Origin of the sequence: Muriicola sp. (assembly GCF_049669965.1) — a bacterium.
Taxonomy (GTDB): Bacteria; Bacteroidota; Bacteroidia; order Flavobacteriales; family Flavobacteriaceae; genus Muriicola.
The window spans coordinates 1-16,726 of the sequence record NZ_JBATLB010000130.1 but is presented as its reverse complement, the minus strand read 5'-3'; the positions used below and the strand labels follow the sequence as shown (position 1 = coordinate 16,726).

Here is a 16,726-nt window from a genome sequence, read left to right as displayed (position 1 = left end):
AGTTTAAAAGCTCGCACCTCAGCAATATCTTTTTTATAGATCGCGATATTAATTCTAATGAGATCCTTTTCTATTCTCACGGAATACTTGAGGAAGATTACAATATAGCATCCACGTTCTTTGACAGTCTCTCAGGAGATAGCACAACCATAAAAAGCATCACCAGTAAGCGAACTAAAACTATTTTTAAAGAAGAAAATGGTTTGGATGGGAGTACGTATAGGTTAGATCCTGTTCAAAGATTAGAAAAGATAGGCGGTCTTAAAAGTGTTGACAGAGCTGCTTTCGATGATGTGTACAGGGAATTTGCGGAAAAAGTACCTATTCATAAACGAGTTACAAAACAGGAAATAGAACTATTGCTTACACAGGAAATGAGCAATATGGCGATCGATACCGATTTCGAATATGGAATTTACAGCAGGGGATTGCCTACAAAGGTTAAATCAAGACGGTTTAAGTTTGGAGAGTCTACCGTTTACAAAGCTCCCATATTTAAAAATAGTGAAGGCAGTAGTAATTTTGCGTTACTGCTTTCTTTTCCCAAGAAGAAAAAGTTTCTCCTGCAATCTGTCCTGGGAATGGCCTTTTTGTCGTTGCTCTTTACGTTGGTAATCGTAATTGCGTATGCCAGTGCTATTTATCAACTAATACGTCAGAAACAGATCTCTGAGATAAAATCAGATTTCATCAATAATATGACCCATGAGTTTAAGACACCTATTGCGACCATAAACCTGGCAGTAGAAGCCATTCGCAACCCCAAGATCATTGGGGATGAGGAAAAGGTTAGAAGGTATCTTCAAATGATACGGGATGAGAATAAACGAATGCACGCTCAGGTAGAGAACGTTCTTAGGATCTCAAAGCTGGAAAGGAACCAGCTAGATATTACCAAGGATAGGGCAGATGCCCATGTCCTGATTCAGACAGCTATCTCTCATGTAGATTTGATAGTGTTAGATCGCGGAGGTTACATTCATACGCATTTGGATGCGGAACGATCGGAGATTCTGGCCAATGAAATGCATTTTAGCAATGTTTTGGTTAATGTGTTAGACAATGCCATTAAATATTCCCCGGAGGCTCCTAAGATCGATGTCTATACGGAGGTCGCCAAGAACTATCTCATCATTAAGATAGAGGACCATGGAGCGGGGATGAGTAAGGCTGTGTTGAAGAAAGTATTTGAAAAGTTTTACAGAGAGCATACAGGAGACATACATAATGTAAAAGGCCATGGATTAGGATTGGCCTACGTTAAAAAAATAGTAGAAGACCATCAAGGTGAGGTTTATGCAGAAAGTGAAAAAGGTAAGGGCAGCACTTTCTATATTAAAGTGCCTTTAATATAAACGATATGGAAACAGTAAATAAGAAAATATTATTGGTTGAGGATGATCCAAATTTTGGGATTGTTCTAAAGGATTATCTATCCATGAACGATTTTGACGTCACCCTGGCAAAAAATGGGATGGAAGGATTTGAAAAATTTAAAAAGGACAATTTTGACATCTGTATCCTGGATGTTATGATGCCTTATAAAGATGGATTTACCCTTGCCAAAGAGATACGCGAAAAGAACGAAAACGTACCTATCGTTTTTCTCACCGCCAAGACCATGAAAGAAGATGTGTTAAAAGGATACAAGGCAGGAGCAGATGATTATTTGAATAAACCATTTGATTCGGAGGTGCTACTGATGAAGCTTAGAGCTATACTTCAAAGAAAAGCATCTAGTACCTTGGCAGACAGTAAGCAATTTGAATTTAAAATTGGTAATTTTCATTTAAACTCAAAGCTTAGGTTTTTAAAATACAAGGAGGAAGAACCCATCAAACTCTCCCCCAAGGAGAACGAACTTCTGCGCCTTCTGGCCTTGCATGAAAACGATTTGATGCCCAGAGAACTGGCACTTACCAAAATATGGAGAGATGATAATTATTTTACCTCCCGTAGTATGGACGTTTATATTGCCAAGTTGAGGAAATATCTGAAGAAAGACGATGTAGTTGAGATCCTAAATATACATGGTGAGGGCTTTAGACTGGTAGTCAAAACTCCGCAATAGAGAGTTTTATAAGAGTTTAAAAAAGGCATTCCGATGGGCTGCCTTTTTTTATTTGGGTATATTCTTTAAGATATCCTTGATGATCTGAGATGGCTCTAGTTCAACAGATACCCTTATCGCATTCTTAGGAGGTTCCAGGATATCGAATTGCGACCTCAGTAATGTGGAAGGCATAAAATGCTCCCTTCGTTGAGTTAGGCGCCTTAAAATATACTCATAGCTCCCTTCCAGATAGACCCAAACAGGTTTAGGAGCCACGCCCTTCTCCAAAATATCTCTGTATGACTCTTTTAAGGCCGAACAGGCGATGACCCCACCCTTGTTTCGATGTGCAAGCGCCAGCGTATTGAGTGCCTTTAACCAGGAGTACCGGTCCTCATCATTCAAGGGTTCTCCCTCAGACATTTTTTGGATGTTCTTTTCCGGATGATAGTCATCCCCGTCAAAAAAAGGAAGAGATAAGGTATCTGCCAGCATACGGCCAATGGTAGACTTCCCGCATCCTGAGACACCCATGATCACAAAGATATTTTTTTGTGGATTAATCAACGGTTTTTATTCATTTCTTGTGCTATCCTTTCCAGGATCAAATTAAAGGGCATGTTATGAGGCACCCAAACGATCGACTTGTTCTTACGAAACCAGGTGCCCTGTCTTTTTGCAAAACGCCTGCTGTTTTTCTTTATTTCTTCTACGGCTTGCTCCAGGGTGCAATGTCCTTCCACATGTTTAAAAAGTTCTTTATACCCTACCGTCTGAAGTGCATTAAGGTCCTTGTACTCTTTTAGGCTTTCTACTTCAGTTAATAGGCCGGCTTCCATCATCTTGTCTACTCGCTCATTTATTCTTTTATAGATCACTGCCCTTTCCGCATCAATACCAACAATGACCGCGTTAAAAGACCTGGCATTTTTTTTCCTGCCCAAATAGGAAGAATAGGGCTTCCCGCTAGCTCGCCAAACTTCTAAAGCGCGTAAAACTCGTTGTGGATTTTGAATATCTACTTTTTGGGCATAGTCCGGGTCTGCGTTTGTCAATTCTTCTTGTAAGGAACCAAGACCTTGAAGCTCCAAATCCTTATTGAGTGCTTCGCGTACAGAAGGATCAATTTTAGGGAAGGAATCCATCCCATAAAGAACGGCATCTATGTAAAGGCCACTGCCGCCAACCATGATAACCAGGTCGTGAACTTTAAACAGTTGTTCTAGTAATGCCAACGCATCGCGCTCAAAATCACCCACCGAATATGGTTCCTGAATATTTTTGTGTTGAATAAAATGATGTGGAACCATCTGAAGTTCCTCAGGAGCAGGAACGGCGGTACCTATGTTCATTTCAGCAAAGAATTGTCTGCTATCTGCGGAAAGGATCTCAGTCTCGTAATGTAAGGCCAACTTAATGGCAAGGGCTGTTTTTCCAATTCCGGTTGCACCTGCCACCACTAAAAGGGTTTTCAGTGCCATTATTCATCTTTTAGCCTAAAACCACATACACGGCAATACAGCGCATCTACCTGGACTATCACAGAGCCGCATTCTGCACAGTTCTTTTCATTTTTGCGCTTTTTGTTCTTTTTAAGCTTTCTTGTTTCGGTAACATATTCTGCACTTACTATCCCGGTAGGTACCGCAATAATACCATAACCAACGATCATGATAATAGTTGCAATAAATTGGCCCAGGCCCGTTTGAGGAGAAATATCTCCATAGCCCACGGTTGTAAGGGTAACTATGGTCCAGTATACACTGTGAGGGATACTGTTAAATCCGTGTTCCGGCCCTTCTACCAAATACATGATGGTTCCCAAAAGTACTGATACAATTAAGACAAAAAAGACAAAGACAAATATCTTGGTTCTACTGGCCTTCATGGCCCTTACTAAATTGTTAGATTCTCCGATAAAACGAACCAGTTTTAGGATTCTGAAGACTCGTAACAGGCGTAGGGCTCTAAAGGCCGACATATACTGAGATCCACCAACAAAGAAGGACAAATATTTAGGAATGGTCGAAAGAAAGTCGATGATCCCAAAAAAACTAAAAATGTATTGTTTTGGCCTTTTAATGCAAATGATTCGCAAGACGTATTCAATAGTGAACAGTATGGTAACGATCCATTCAGAAATATCAAGGAAGTTGTGGTATTTCAAATCAAAGCGTGGAATGCTCTCCAGCATGACGATGACTACACTATAGACAATAACCACTAACAAGACAATATCGAACATCTTACCAGCCGGGGTATGAGTTCCGTAGATGACCTCATGAAGCTTGTACTTCCAGTCTTTTTGTGGCTTTGAGTTTGTCAACTTTGCTAATTGAGTTCTACTATCTTAATGACCTTCTTATGATTTAAATACGCTTCTACCTCCTGTAAAATCTCCGCATTTCCCTCCACGGGGGTCATAATGGTTTCTAAGATATGAATATTATTGATTTGATAATTAAGATCATAAAAGCCCATTCCCTTTAATTCCCCATTCCTGATAAGGATCGCACTTCGTTCCCCTATGGTTCTGCCTTTATCCACTACCATGAGGTCTTTACCTGTTAAACAGATATCATCCATCGCTCCCTTTTCCTTTCCGTAACTATTCAATAACAGGCAGGTATCTTTTTTTTGTGTTGGATATTTTGTTGTGTTTCTTTTTAGTTCCTCCCTTATTTTTAAAAAAGCCATGAGTTCATTACCCGTTTGCTCAAAGGTGATCTTACGGGTCTCTTTCTGTAGACTTCGTGCTAACTTTGCATTTGATGTAAAATGCTCATTTACACGTTTTTTTATGTTCGTGCTTTTGCCAATATAGATCACCTTGCCATCTTTGTTGTGCATATAATAAACACCGGTCTCTGAGGGCATTAGATCTACGATCTTTAATTGTCTGTGTGATAATTCCCCGTGCGTCTCAGCTCTTGTAACCTCCGTTATTATGCTCTTATCCAGGTCTTTTGTCAGCAAGATTTTAAATAGCTTCAAGGTTGCCAGTGCATCTCCATTGGCACGGTGGCGATCACTTACCGGGATTCCCAGGGATCTTACCAATTTACCCAGGCTGTGAGATTCGGCTTCAGGGATTAATTTTTTGGCAAGGTCTACGGTGCATAACGTTTTTCGTTCGAAATTATACCCAAGTCGCCTAAATTCCGTTCGGAGTATCCTGTAATCAAATTGGGCATTATGAGCAACCAACACGGTGTTTTCTGTTATTTCAACAATGCGTTTGGCAACTTCATGAAATTTTGGAGCGGTCTGTAGCATTTTACTATTGATACCCGTGAGGTTTACCACAAAGGGTTGTATTTCTCGCTCCGGATTGATCAGGGTGATAAATTGGTCCAATACCTGCTGCCCGTCAAACTTATGGATGGCAATTTCTGTGATGCCCTCTTCATTATACTTGCCTCCGGTGGTTTCTATATCTAGAATTGCGTACATAAGGTACTCTTGCTTGGGTATTTCTTTAACCCGGATTTATTAGGTTGTGTTTCTTGCTCCAAAGATACTACTTCCAATGCGTATCATAGTACTACCTTCTTCGATGGCAATGTTGTAATCCCCGCTCATCCCCATGGAAAGTTGCGATACACCAGGAAGTACTTTTTTTGTTGTCTCATACATGGACTTTAGCAACCGAAACTCTTTTTGTATCTGTGCAGTATTGTCCGTAAATGTGGCCATACCCATTAAACCTGCGATACGTACATGCTCCAAATCCTGTAATTCTGAGCTATCTAGTAAGGCCTTTAACTCTTTCTCGTCGAAACCAAACTTGGTGTCTTCCTCGGCTATATGCATTTGTAACAGGCACGCTATCTGCCGATTTTCCTTTTGCGCCTGTTTATTAATCTCCCTGAGTAATTTTAAACTGTCTACCCCATGGATCAGGGCTACATAAGGGGCCATATACTTTACCTTATTTCTTTGTACATGACCAATCATGTGCCATTCAATGTCTTTAGGAAGATCGGACCACTTCTGGGTCATTTCCTGAACCTTATTTTCGCCAAATACCCGTTGCCCGGTATGGTAGGCCTCCATGATCTCCTCATTCGATTTTGTTTTAGAGACCGCTACCAGGGATACGTTATCCGGGATCTGCGCTTTAATTCTTTTGATATTATCTGCAATGGACATAGGATGAATTATAATTCGTAAATAGCGATCCCACTTTTGAGCTTTGGTTCAATAAAGGTGCTTTTTGGAGGCATTATCAGTTGGGCATCTGCGATAGCTTTAATTTCATCCATGGTAATAGGGACCAGATTAAAGCCTACCTTAAAACTCCCTTTGTCTATTTCGGTTTTCATACGGAGTACATTGTGCTTTCCGTATCCATATTGTATTCTTTTATCATTCCGAAGGTCTTTGATACCCAGAATGGGCTCTAATATGGTCTTATAAAGAATATGAGTGTCTAACTTGCTCAAAGGATCTTCCAGGGGGAGTACGTTTTTTCGTAAATAAAGCGAATAGAAGTCACCATCCAAGTACATGCTGAAATGATGTTTTTTGGTTGGCTTATAGAGCTCAAAGTCTGTCTTTTTAATGCGATAAAGTTCGTCTAACATCACCAAAAAGGATTCCTTGGAATGTCCGTTCAGATCTTTTACCAGCCTGTTGAATTCATAGATTCTTATTTCGCTTTCCGGAATAAGATAGCTCATAAAATAATTGTATGCCTCCTGGCCTTGGTGTTTGTCATTACTCTGCTCATACCATTGTGCCAGAACGTCCGATGAGGCGCTGCGATGGTGGCCATCCGCTATGTAGAGGCTATCTATATTTGCGAAGGCTTTTGTAATTTCATTTATGGTCTTTTCTTCCGAAATTTTCCATAGACGATGAGAAGTTCTATCGGGCGTAGTAAAATGATAAACAGGTTCTTTTTGTTTGGTATGCTCAATGATGTTCGCTATTACCGGGTGGTCCGGGTAGGTCATTAACACTGGTTCCGCATTAAATTTAACAGTTTCCAGATAATGGGCAAAGAGTTGTTCCCTGCTTTCTATAGTATTTTCGTGTTTTTTAATGATGTTGTTCCGGTAATCCTGTACGCTGGTAGCGCAGAATATTCCGCAGCAGGGGGTGTCATTTTTGTTTATCTCATAAAGATAAAAACAGGCTTCCAGATCTTTTACAAGTACCTTTTCCTCCAAAAATTCCATGTATCTGTTGTGCACCAATTTAAATCGTTCATCCCCGGATACTTTCTTATGGAATTTAAACCCCGGATTAATGATATGAAGAAATGAGAAAGGATTAAACTTTAAATTGGCCTTAAGCTCTTCAGGGGAATAGTCCTCATAGGAACGAGAAGCTACATGGGCCACTTTATCGGCAGCTGGTCTGATGGCTTTAAAGGGTTTTACAATGGCCATTATGCATTTTTAAATTGGAGAGATACCTTTTCTGCTTTTCTGCTTTCGGAGTAATCGTAGAATCCTTCTCCCGATTTTATTCCTAATTTTCCGGCTCTTACCATATTCACAAGTAACGGACATGGAGCGTATTTAGGATTCTTAAAACCGTCATAGAGTACATTCAGAATAGATAGGCACACATCCAGGCCAATAAAATCTGCCAATTGCAAAGGTCCCATGGGATGGGCCATTCCTAATTTCATCACAGTATCAATTTCGATTACTCCTGCAACACCATGGTACAAGGTCTCAATGGCCTCATTGATCATCGGCATTAGAATTCTGTTGGCCACAAAGCCCGGATAGTCATTTACCTCGGTAGGAGTTTTGCCCAATGCTGCTGACAAGGCCATGATCTGTTCTGTAATTTGATCGGATGTTGAATAGCCCCGAATGATCTCTACCAACTTCATGATGGGGACGGGATTCATAAAGTGCATCCCAATAACCATTTCCGGACGTTTAGTAACGGAGGCTATATGCGTTATGGATATTGAAGAAGTATTTGTGGCCAGAATAGTATTGGAAGGGCAGTGAACATCAAGATCTTTAAAAATCTGCAATTTTAGTTGTAGATTTTCAGTAGCAGCTTCCACCACCAGATCGGCTTTTGCCACGCCCTCTTGTAAGCTTGTTTGGGTGCTGATATTTTGCAAGGTAGAAGTAGACTGCTCAGCACTAATACTTTCTTTCTTCACCATTCTGTCCAAATTCATGGCAATGGTGTCCATACCTTTCTTTAAGGCTTGCTCTGAAACATCTACTAAGACTACCCTAAAGTTGTTTTGTGCAAAGACATGTGCAATCCCATTGCCCATGGTCCCTGCGCCAATTACAGTTACATTTTTTTTCATAAAAAGGAGTTTGTCTAATCTTATTTTAAAATGAATCAATGATCTGCAACGCCACTCGCAGCGCTTTGGTACCGTCGGATAGCGTTACTTTTGGGGTTGTATCCATTATTATGGCATCGGCAAAGGTTTCCAATTCATCGAGGATGGCATTGTTGTTCTCTATGGTTGGATTCTCAAAATAGATTTGCTTTTTGATCCCTTCTGCGTTTTGCAATATCATGTCGAATTCGCCTGGTGAAGAAGGAGCATCCTTCATTTTAACTACTTCTACTTTTTTCTCCAGAAAATCGACCGAAATATAGGCGTCTTGTTGAAAAAATCTGGATTTTCTCATGTTTTTCAAAGAGATGCGGCTTGCGGTAAGATTGGCAACACAGCCATTCTCGAAAGCGATTCTGGCGTTTGCGATATCGGGCGATTCGCTGATCACAGATACACCGCTGGCGTGGATCTCTTTCACTTCTGAAGGTACCACGCTCAGGATCGCATCAATATCATGGATCATAAGATCTAGCACAACAGGAACATCGGTACCCCGTGGATTAAACTCCGCCAGTCTGTGCGTTTCAATGAACATTGGGTTGTGAATAGAGTCTTTAATGGCAGTAAAAGCCGGATTAAAACGCTCTACATGTCCTACCTGCCCTTTTATCCCGTATTTCTTTTCCAAAACAAGCAGTGTTTCTGCTTCTTCAAGCGTTTTTGTGATTGGTTTTTCCAGGAAGATATGTTTGCCCTTTTCTATGGCCTTTTTGGCGCAATCGAAATGAGAAAGGGTAGGGGTTACAATGTCTACCACCTCCACTGCGTCTATCAGGGTATTTATATTATCATAGTATCGGTATCCAAATTCGGCTTCTACTTTTTTCCCATGAATTGCATCGGGATCATAAAAACCTACCAACTCGTATTTTGAGGACTCTTGTAAGAGACGTAAATGAATTTTTCCAAGATGGCCCGCACCCAGCACTCCAACTTTGAGCATAGATCTTAAATTTTGTCAAAAATACGCAGATTAATCCTAAAACAAACCAAGCTGAGAAATTCAAAATGTGGTAACTTTACCCGTAGTATACCAAACCCAAGAAATTCGAATTTTTGAAAGATACCTTTAAACACAGGGGAATGCGCAATCAGCTGGCAGAATTGCTAGTGTCAAAGGGCATTAAGGACAAAAAGGTCCTGGAGGCCATACGCACCATTCCAAGACATCTGTTTATGGATAGCAGTTTTGAGGACCATGCGTACCAGGACAAGCCTTTTCCCATTGCGGCAGATCAAACCATATCACAACCTTATACAGTGGCATTTCAAACAGAATTATTAGACCTGAAAGCAGGGCAAAAAGTGTTGGAAATAGGCACAGGAAGCGGGTATCAAACTGCGGTTTTATTACACCTCAAGGTGAAAGTATATACCATTGAAAGACAGCGGGAACTTTTTAAGAAGACAAATTTGTTTTTTAAAAAGTTGGGTTACAGGCCAAAGAAATTCATTTTTGGAGATGGGTACAAAGGCTTGCCGGAAGAAGCACCTTTCGATAGTATACTGGTAACCGCCGGGGCGCCTGAAGTACCAAAAAAACTACTGGGTCAATTAAAGATAGGAGGGAAGTTGGTAATTCCTGTTGGGGAAGGAGATCAGGAAATGCTTCGGATTACTAGAAAATCTGATACAGAATTTTCCCAGGAAGAGTTTGGGACTTTTCGATTTGTGCCTCTTTTGGAAAATAAAAATTAACTAGCTGATGAATGGCCCGAAAGACTTCCTATAAAGCAAGTCATATCTGTATTACTTATTAAAGCTTTTTTTAATACGGTCTAACCGCACTTTACTTTCTCTGTTCTTGATGGTTTCGCGTTTGTCGTATAATTTCTTCCCTTTGGCCAGTGCTATTTTCATTTTAGCCAGGCCCCTTTCATTCATAAACACTGCTAGAGGGATAATGGTAAGTCCGCTGGTAGTTACTTCTTTGTGTAATTTTTTTAATTCTTTTTTTTGTAAAAGAAGTTTACGTGCGGCTTTTGGTTGATGATTAAAATGTGAGGCATGCGAGTATTCGTCTATCTGCATATTTATCACGAACAACTCTCCATCGTCATTGAATTCGCAGAAACTCTCTGTGATCGAAGCTTTCCCAAGTCTAATGGATTTAATCTCTGTACCACCCAAAACAATACCGGCAATATAAGTATCGAGCAATTCGTACTGGAAACTGGCTTTTTTATTTTTTATGTTGACCTTGTTCTGCATGGTGGCACAAAAATAAGAACAAATCTCCGAGCTCTCGTCTTCGTTTTATGGAATAATCCCTGTTTCTTTGTAAACAGAACACCATATTTCTGTAATTGATGAAAAATATATTCGTTGTACTGGTGGTAGTTTTCTTTTGGTCCTGTAAGCAGGATCCACATACGGAGGAGGCCCAGAAAATAATCGATAGGTCTATTGAAGTGGCAGGAGGGGAGCTTTATAAGACCAGTAATATAAAATTTCGATTTAGAGAGATCGATTATGTACTGGAACAACAAAATGGCAAAAGAGCTTTAAAAAGAATTCAGTATTCAGACTCTGGCAGAGTAACGGACATTAAGAGGGGAAATGCCTTTGAGCGATTTCTGGACGAAAAACCCCTGCCTGTCTCAGACAGTATGGCAACGGTCTATGGAAATTCTGTCAATTCTGTTCATTATTTTGCCCTGCTTCCCTATGGATTAAATGATGCCGCTGTTCGGAAAGAATTGCTGGGTGAGACTCAGATCAAAGGGAAGTTGTTTTATAAGATAAAAGTAAGTTTTGACGAACAGGGAGGGGGCAATGATTATGAGGACGTTTATCTTTACTGGATAGATAAAGAAAGTTTTACCCCTGGGTATTTAGCTTATGAATTCCATACAAATGGCGGTGGCATGCGTTTCCGGGAGGCATATAACGAACGATATGTAAATGGAATACGCTTTGTGGATTATAATAACTACAAACCCAAAGGGCTCACCAAAGTGACTGAACTGGATGATCTTTTTGAAAAAGGGAAACTAGAATTACTTTCGAAAATAGAACTGGAAAATATCGAAGTTAGTCCGGGCAATTACAATTAAAGGTAAGCCTAATATCGGTGGTCATATCCCCAATTTGCTGGACAATGAACAGGCTCCCATTGTCTGTATCATCCATAGGTGAATATTTTTCTTTCCCAATCATTTTATTCACAAAATCGGGTGTGGTATTACTATGTCCAACGACCAAGACGTTTTTTCCAAGGTTTTCTGCCTTGAAGGCCGCTATGTCTATCATGGAAGGATCGTAATACTGGCGTATCAGGTCATTTTTCACTTCTGTAGGAGCAGCGGTCATTGTGGTACGGGCGTAATCTGTGGTATAAATGGCATTGATACTGGCATCACTAAGGATCTCTGCCCAATGCATAGCCCTTCCAAGGCCTTTTTGATTTAATTCCGGATCTTTGTTTTCAGGATCATTTCGGTCTTTTTCTGCATGTCTTATAAAATAAAAAGTGGAAACAACCGGACCTATATCGGCACCTTCAAGCTTAGAATCTTCTTTGCAGTTATAAAACAAAGTGGACAAGGCAAATAGAATAATCAGGCTTTTAGGTTTCATATTAGTTATATTTTACTAGTGGGTTTCGTTCTATTGTGTAACTTTACTCTCGTAAAAATAGCACCAAATTTGCTTTAATGCATGCTTCTGCCCCAAAATTACTTATAATTTTATGCGCACTTCTGATAAGCAGATTTGTGATTGCACAGGCGGTACCCTTGCCGCCAGATCTCAGACAATACAATCTTACCCAATTCAATAGTAGTCTTTTTAACCCCACCTTTGCCTTAGACAGGAATAATCCTCAATCCCTATCATTGTGGACCCGTTGGCAATGGCAGCAAATAGACGCCGACCCCACTACCGTTTATGTTAATTACAGCCATAAATTAAGGGGTAATGGAGCTTTTGGAGTAGGGTTTTTACAGCAAAATACAGGCGTTTTTTTACAAACAGGGGGAGTTCTTAATTATGCCTATAAACTAGATATAAACCAGGACCTATATATTGCTTTGGGAATAAATATATCCGGATTTCAGCAGGAACTTGCAGACAACAGGTTTCAACAAGGTCCGCTGCCATCTTTAACAAATACAGGCCCTACATTTGTTGTACAAGCTGCTCCCGGCATACAGCTTGGATACAGAAATTTGCGCCTTGGATTTGTAGGTGAAAATTTGCTGGATTACAACGTTACTAATGGACAGAAGAACAATGGATCGAATAAGAAGATTTTAATAGGACACCTAAGTTATGAGTTTCCTATAGCAGGTGCAGGCATATTGGAAGGGGCCTATCTGAGACCCATGGCCTATGCAAAATCCTTACCAAATTTAGACACACAATACGGAATGAATGCCCTTTTTGCTACAAAAAAACTATGGGTACAGGCCGGATACCACAATTTTTATGGAGTTTCCGGAGGTGTGGGAGGTACATTCTTCAATAAGTTTTCAATAGGCGCCTTGATAGAGGTAGGAACCTCCACGGACCTAAACGGTAAAGAACCTACTTTTGAAATCATAACATCCTATAGGTTTTCGGTTCCTGACACACGTAATAAGATTGTAGGATTCGAAACAGAAGAAACAGAAGAAACAGTCGAAGCCCCAGCACCTGCTGTTGAGGAAGTAGCGGAGGAGCTAGAATTACCTGTAAAAAAAGTGGTTGAGGCGAAGGAAGAAACTGCGATTACGAAAGAGAAGAAACTGAGTCGGAAAGAGCAGAAAGCGCTGGTCCTGGCCCGGGAACAGGAAAAACTCGATTCTCTTGAGCAGGAAAAAAGAAAGCAGGCAGCCATAGCTCTGGCAAAGAAAAAAGCTGAAGAGGCTGCAGAAGAGATGCGAATAAAGGAATTGACAAGAAAAAAAGATTCTTTAGAAGCTGTCGCAAAAGAAAGGGAGATTGCTTTAAAAGAGGTCCCCGCTGCTGAGCAACCCAAAAAAGGGGAACGTTTTGAAGAAGCCGTGCTTACTGAGGATATTCGGCCTGGGTATTATTTAATTGTAAACGTCTTTGGCACGCAGCGTTATTACAATAGTTTTATGAAAAGTTTAGCAGAGAAAGGCCTAAATCCTAAGTCGTTTTACCGAACTGAAAAGAAACACAATTACGTTTATCTGGAACGATATGATACCATGCAGGAAGCTAGAAAAGCACGGGATAGCAAGTTCTTCGGGAAATACACAGAGAGCATCTGGATATTCCGGGTAAAATCAGAATAGACCTACTTCTTTATTTCTTTATTTACCAATACATCCAGGTATGCTATGGTATTGATCAGGTATTTTCTATCTCCGGAAATAGTAGCCATGGCAATGGCCCCTTGAATCATGGTAAATAATTGTTTTGCGAATTGCAGGGGTGGTACCGGTAATTTTAATTCGCCCTTATTGACACCATTTTCTAATACCAGGGCTATTTTACCCTCAATGGTGCGCAAAACTTCTCTTGCGGCACCTTCCAGTGGCTTGTTATTGTATAGAGCGTCTACTCCTACATTAAGGATAGGGCAGCCTCCCATAGGGGCTGTAAATTCATCATAGTGCCTATAAAAGTCCGTAAGTCTGATAATAGCATCTAAGGCATTGCCTGAGCCGCTAAGGCATTTATCTATGGCGGCCAATAATATTTTGCTGTGGTATTCAAAAGCTTCCAATGCCAGTGATTCCTTATTTTCAAAATTGCCATATAAAGCACCTTTGGTAAGTCCGGTTGCGTCTGTCAGGTCGCTCATGCTAGTGCCAATGTAGCCTTGTTTATTGAAAATAGGGGCCACTTTTTCAATAATATAAGCGGACGTACGTTCGGCTTTGGTGGTCATGAAGGATCAATTTTTTACGAATATAAAAAATCTAATTCCTGCAGAGTAACTATTTTATTAAAAAAGGCATCCGAAGACAGTTATGTCCGGATGCCCTTTATCTTGGTGCCTAAAAGAGATTATTTTACCAGTTCAGATTGATTTCTAAAAACTAATCCTTCGTCGAAAGAATCTATCAGGATAATGCTATCGGCACTAATTGAACCACTTAAAAGTTCTTTGGAAAGATTGTTCAATACCTCCTTCTGTATGGTTCGCTTAATTGGTCTGGCTCCATATTGTGGATTATATCCTTTTTCGGCCAGATATTGAATGGCTTCCTCTGTGGCATCAATAGTAATATGTTGTTTGTCCACAAGTTTTTTCAATAGTTCAATCTGAAGTCTGACGATCTCCACAATGTTTTTCTTGTTTAAAGGCGTAAACATGATGATGTCGTCTATACGGTTCAAAAATTCTGGTCTTATGTTCTGACGCAATAGACCCATCACTTCTATTTTTGCTGCCTCCGTGGCACTGTGAAGGTCCTTCACATTCTCAAAAGTCTCTTGAATGAGCTGGCTTCCCATATTACTGGTCATGATGATGATCGTATTCTTAAAATCGGCAAGCCTGCCTTTGTTATCGGTTAGTCTACCTTCATCCAAAACCTGTAACAAAACATTAAAAGTATCCGGGTGAGCTTTTTCAATTTCATCGAGCAGTATTACAGAGTATGGGCGCCTTCTAACGGCTTCGGTCAGTTGTCCGCCTTCGTCATAGCCTACATAGCCGGGAGGAGCTCCAACGAGCCTGCTCACGGAGTGTCTCTCCTGGTATTCGCTCATATCTATTCGGGTCAGCGCATTTTCGTCGTCAAATAGGTAGTCGGCCAGGGTCTTGGCCAATTCGGTCTTACCTACTCCCGTAGTTCCCAGGAATAAGAAGGAACCGATAGGACGCTTCGCGTCCTGCAAACCAGCTCTGCTTCTTCGTATAGCATCTGAAACAGCCTCAATTGCTTCTTCCTGCCCAACCACTCTTTTATGGAGTACGTTTTCCAGTTGTAACAACTTTTCACGTTCGCTTTGAAGCATTTTGGTAACCGGAATACCGGTCCATTTTGCAACCACTTCGGCAATGTCTTCATTGGTGACCTCTTCTTTGATCAAGGTGCCACCTTTTTGGGCTTCTGTCAGATCTTTTTGAAGTTTCTCCAGTCTTTCCTGTGCTTCTTTTATCTTGCCATAACGCAACTCTGCCACCAGGCCATAATCGCCATTTCTCTCGGCGCGTTCCGCCTCCAGTTTAAAATTTTCAATGTCCTGCTTTGTTTTTTGAATGGCATCTATGACCGACTTCTCACTTTCCCATTTTGCATAGATCTCATTGCGATCTTCTTTTACATTCGCAAGGTCTATATTGAGTGCCTTGAGTTTAGCGTGGTCTTCTTCGCGTTTTATGGCTTCGATCTCAATTTCCAACTGCATTATTTTCCTGTCCAATACATCCAGATCCTCTGGTTTGCTATTGATCTCCATCCTTAATTTTGCAGCGGCTTCATCCATTAGGTCAATGGCCTTATCCGGAAGGAATCTGTTTGTTATATAACGCTGAGATAATTCAACAGCAGCAATTACGGCCTCATCCTTAATTCTCACCTTATGATGTGCCTCATATTTGTCTTTGATACCCCTCAGGATGGAAATGGCACTTTCTGTATCGGGTTCGTTCACGATCACCTTTTGGAAACGACGTTCCAGGGCCTTGTCTTTCTCAAAATATTTTTGATATTCATCCAGAGTGGTTGCGCCAATGGCTCTAAGATCACCTCTTGCGAGGGCAGGTTTTAATATATTGGCTGCATCCATGGCACCTTGCCCGCCGCCTGCACCCACCAGGGTATGGATCTCATCTATGAATAAAACGATGTCTCCTTCACTGGAGGTTACCTCTTTGATGACCGACTTGAGTCGCTCTTCGAACTCGCCCTTGTATTTGGCACCAGCGATCAACGCTCCCATATCCAGGGAATAGATCACCTTATCTTTCAGGTTTTCAGGTACGTCGCCCTGAATGATCCTATGTGCCAACCCTTCGGCAATAGCTGTTTTACCTGTGCCGGGTTCTCCCACCAACATGGGGTTGTTCTTGGTTCGCCTGGAGAGTATCTGCAACACCCTTCTTATTTCTTCGTCTCTTCCTATGACCGGATCTAACTTTCCACTATCGGCCAGTTCGTTGAGGTTTCGTGCGTACTTATTTAAAGAGTTGTATGTTTCTTCTGCGCTCTGAGAAGTAACTTTAGCCCCTTTTCTCAACTCTATAATTGCGGCCAAAAGATCTTTTTCAGATACGCCCTGATCTTTCAGGATCTGGCCAATTTTACTTTTTGATTTAAAAATAGCCAGTAGAATGTGTTCTAGAGAAACATATTCATCCTTCATTTTTTTAGCGATGATACTGGCCTCATTTAGGGTTTTGCCGGCCTCTTTTGAGAATTGTAGTTCTCCTCCAC

The 16,726-nt window shown here is 40.9% G+C and carries 17 protein-coding genes; 5 read left to right on the top strand and 12 right to left on the bottom strand.

Going from position 1 to position 16,726, the window contains the following annotated elements; translation table 11 throughout:
* Both WBM49_RS07260 and WBM49_RS07255 read left to right on the top strand, forming a co-directional pair.
* Positions 1-1,355 (top strand): sensor histidine kinase (locus WBM49_RS07260; RefSeq protein WP_424371393.1); only part of this gene is annotated, 1,355 nt, incomplete at its 5' end.
* A gap of 5 nt (positions 1,356-1,360) precedes the next feature.
* Positions 1,361-2,071 carry a response regulator transcription factor gene (locus tag WBM49_RS07255; protein WP_424371392.1) on the top strand — a complete coding sequence of 237 codons (711 nt, stop codon included), beginning with the start codon at positions 1,361-1,363 and terminating at the stop codon, positions 2,069-2,071.
* A 48-nt stretch (positions 2,072-2,119) separates the two neighbouring features.
* Here the strand turns inward: WBM49_RS07255 and WBM49_RS07250 are convergent, their stop codons facing one another.
* Genes WBM49_RS07250 through WBM49_RS07215 form a run of 8 tightly spaced genes read right to left on the bottom strand, consistent with a single transcriptional unit; the run spans position 2,120 to position 9,330 of the window.
* A complete protein-coding gene (locus WBM49_RS07250; protein WP_424371391.1) occupies positions 2,120-2,620 on the bottom strand; it encodes a gluconokinase in 501 nt (166 codons plus the stop codon).
* On the bottom strand, positions 2,617-3,534 hold the full coding sequence (miaA, locus tag WBM49_RS07245; RefSeq protein ID WP_424371390.1) for a tRNA (adenosine(37)-N6)-dimethylallyltransferase MiaA: 918 nt from the start codon (positions 3,532-3,534) through the stop codon (positions 2,617-2,619). Before miaA ends, WBM49_RS07250 begins: the two co-directional genes overlap by 4 nt.
* Complete coding sequence (locus tag WBM49_RS07240; RefSeq protein WP_424371389.1) at positions 3,534-4,379, bottom strand: ion transporter; 846 nt, start codon at positions 4,377-4,379, stop codon at positions 3,534-3,536. Before WBM49_RS07240 ends, miaA begins: the two co-directional genes overlap by 1 nt.
* Before the next feature lie 5 nt (positions 4,380-4,384).
* Positions 4,385-5,506, bottom strand: a complete 1,122-nt coding sequence (locus WBM49_RS07235; RefSeq protein WP_424371388.1) for an exonuclease domain-containing protein — start codon at positions 5,504-5,506, stop codon at positions 4,385-4,387.
* A 39-nt stretch (positions 5,507-5,545) separates the two neighbouring features.
* On the bottom strand, positions 5,546-6,205 hold the full coding sequence (locus WBM49_RS07230; RefSeq protein WP_424371387.1) for a YggS family pyridoxal phosphate-dependent enzyme: 660 nt from the start codon (positions 6,203-6,205) through the stop codon (positions 5,546-5,548).
* Between the two features lie 8 nt (positions 6,206-6,213).
* Positions 6,214-7,449, bottom strand: coding sequence for a DUF1015 domain-containing protein (locus tag WBM49_RS07225; protein WP_424371386.1), 1,236 nt, complete (start codon positions 7,447-7,449; stop codon positions 6,214-6,216).
* The gene (locus WBM49_RS07220; protein ID WP_424371385.1) at positions 7,449-8,345 is read right to left on the bottom strand and encodes a 3-hydroxyacyl-CoA dehydrogenase family protein; all 897 of its coding nucleotides are present in this window, start codon (positions 8,343-8,345) and stop codon (positions 7,449-7,451) included. Before WBM49_RS07220 ends, WBM49_RS07225 begins: the two co-directional genes overlap by 1 nt.
* Before the next feature lie 25 nt (positions 8,346-8,370).
* Positions 8,371-9,330 (bottom strand): Gfo/Idh/MocA family protein, encoded by a 960-nt coding sequence (locus WBM49_RS07215; protein ID WP_424371384.1) that lies wholly within the window; start codon positions 9,328-9,330, stop codon positions 8,371-8,373.
* Positions 9,331-9,443: 113 nt separating this feature from the next.
* On the opposite strand from WBM49_RS07215, the gene WBM49_RS07210 reads away from it, so the two are divergent.
* A complete protein-coding gene (locus tag WBM49_RS07210; RefSeq protein WP_424371383.1) occupies positions 9,444-10,085 on the top strand; it encodes a protein-L-isoaspartate(D-aspartate) O-methyltransferase in 642 nt (213 codons plus the stop codon).
* 51 nt (positions 10,086-10,136) lie between these two features.
* Here WBM49_RS07210 and smpB read toward each other — a convergent pair whose 3' ends face one another.
* Entirely contained in the window at positions 10,137-10,598 is a 462-nt protein-coding gene (gene smpB, locus WBM49_RS07205) for an SsrA-binding protein SmpB (RefSeq protein WP_424371382.1), read from the bottom strand.
* Positions 10,599-10,696: 98 nt separating this feature from the next.
* Between smpB and WBM49_RS07200 the strand changes: the two genes are divergently transcribed.
* Positions 10,697-11,443 carry a DUF6503 family protein gene (locus WBM49_RS07200; RefSeq protein WP_424371381.1) on the top strand — a complete coding sequence of 249 codons (747 nt, stop codon included), beginning with the start codon at positions 10,697-10,699 and terminating at the stop codon, positions 11,441-11,443.
* Here WBM49_RS07200 and WBM49_RS07195 read toward each other — a convergent pair.
* Complete coding sequence (locus WBM49_RS07195; RefSeq protein ID WP_424371380.1) at positions 11,421-11,966, bottom strand: SixA phosphatase family protein; 546 nt, start codon at positions 11,964-11,966, stop codon at positions 11,421-11,423. The genes WBM49_RS07200 and WBM49_RS07195 overlap by 23 nt on opposite strands.
* A gap of 77 nt (positions 11,967-12,043) precedes the next feature.
* Here WBM49_RS07195 and WBM49_RS07190 point away from each other — a divergent pair, with 77 nt between their 5' ends.
* Positions 12,044-13,630 carry a PorP/SprF family type IX secretion system membrane protein gene (locus tag WBM49_RS07190; protein WP_424371379.1) on the top strand — a complete coding sequence of 529 codons (1,587 nt, stop codon included), beginning with the start codon at positions 12,044-12,046 and terminating at the stop codon, positions 13,628-13,630.
* Between the two features lie 2 nt (positions 13,631-13,632).
* Here the strand turns inward: WBM49_RS07190 and WBM49_RS07185 are convergent, their stop codons facing one another.
* On the bottom strand, positions 13,633-14,229 hold the full coding sequence (locus WBM49_RS07185) for a TetR family transcriptional regulator C-terminal domain-containing protein (RefSeq protein ID WP_424371378.1): 597 nt from the start codon (positions 14,227-14,229) through the stop codon (positions 13,633-13,635).
* 119 nt (positions 14,230-14,348) lie between these two features.
* Positions 14,349-16,726: ATP-dependent chaperone ClpB (gene clpB, locus WBM49_RS07180; RefSeq protein WP_424371377.1), on the bottom strand; the 2,378-nt coding region annotated here is incomplete at its 5' end.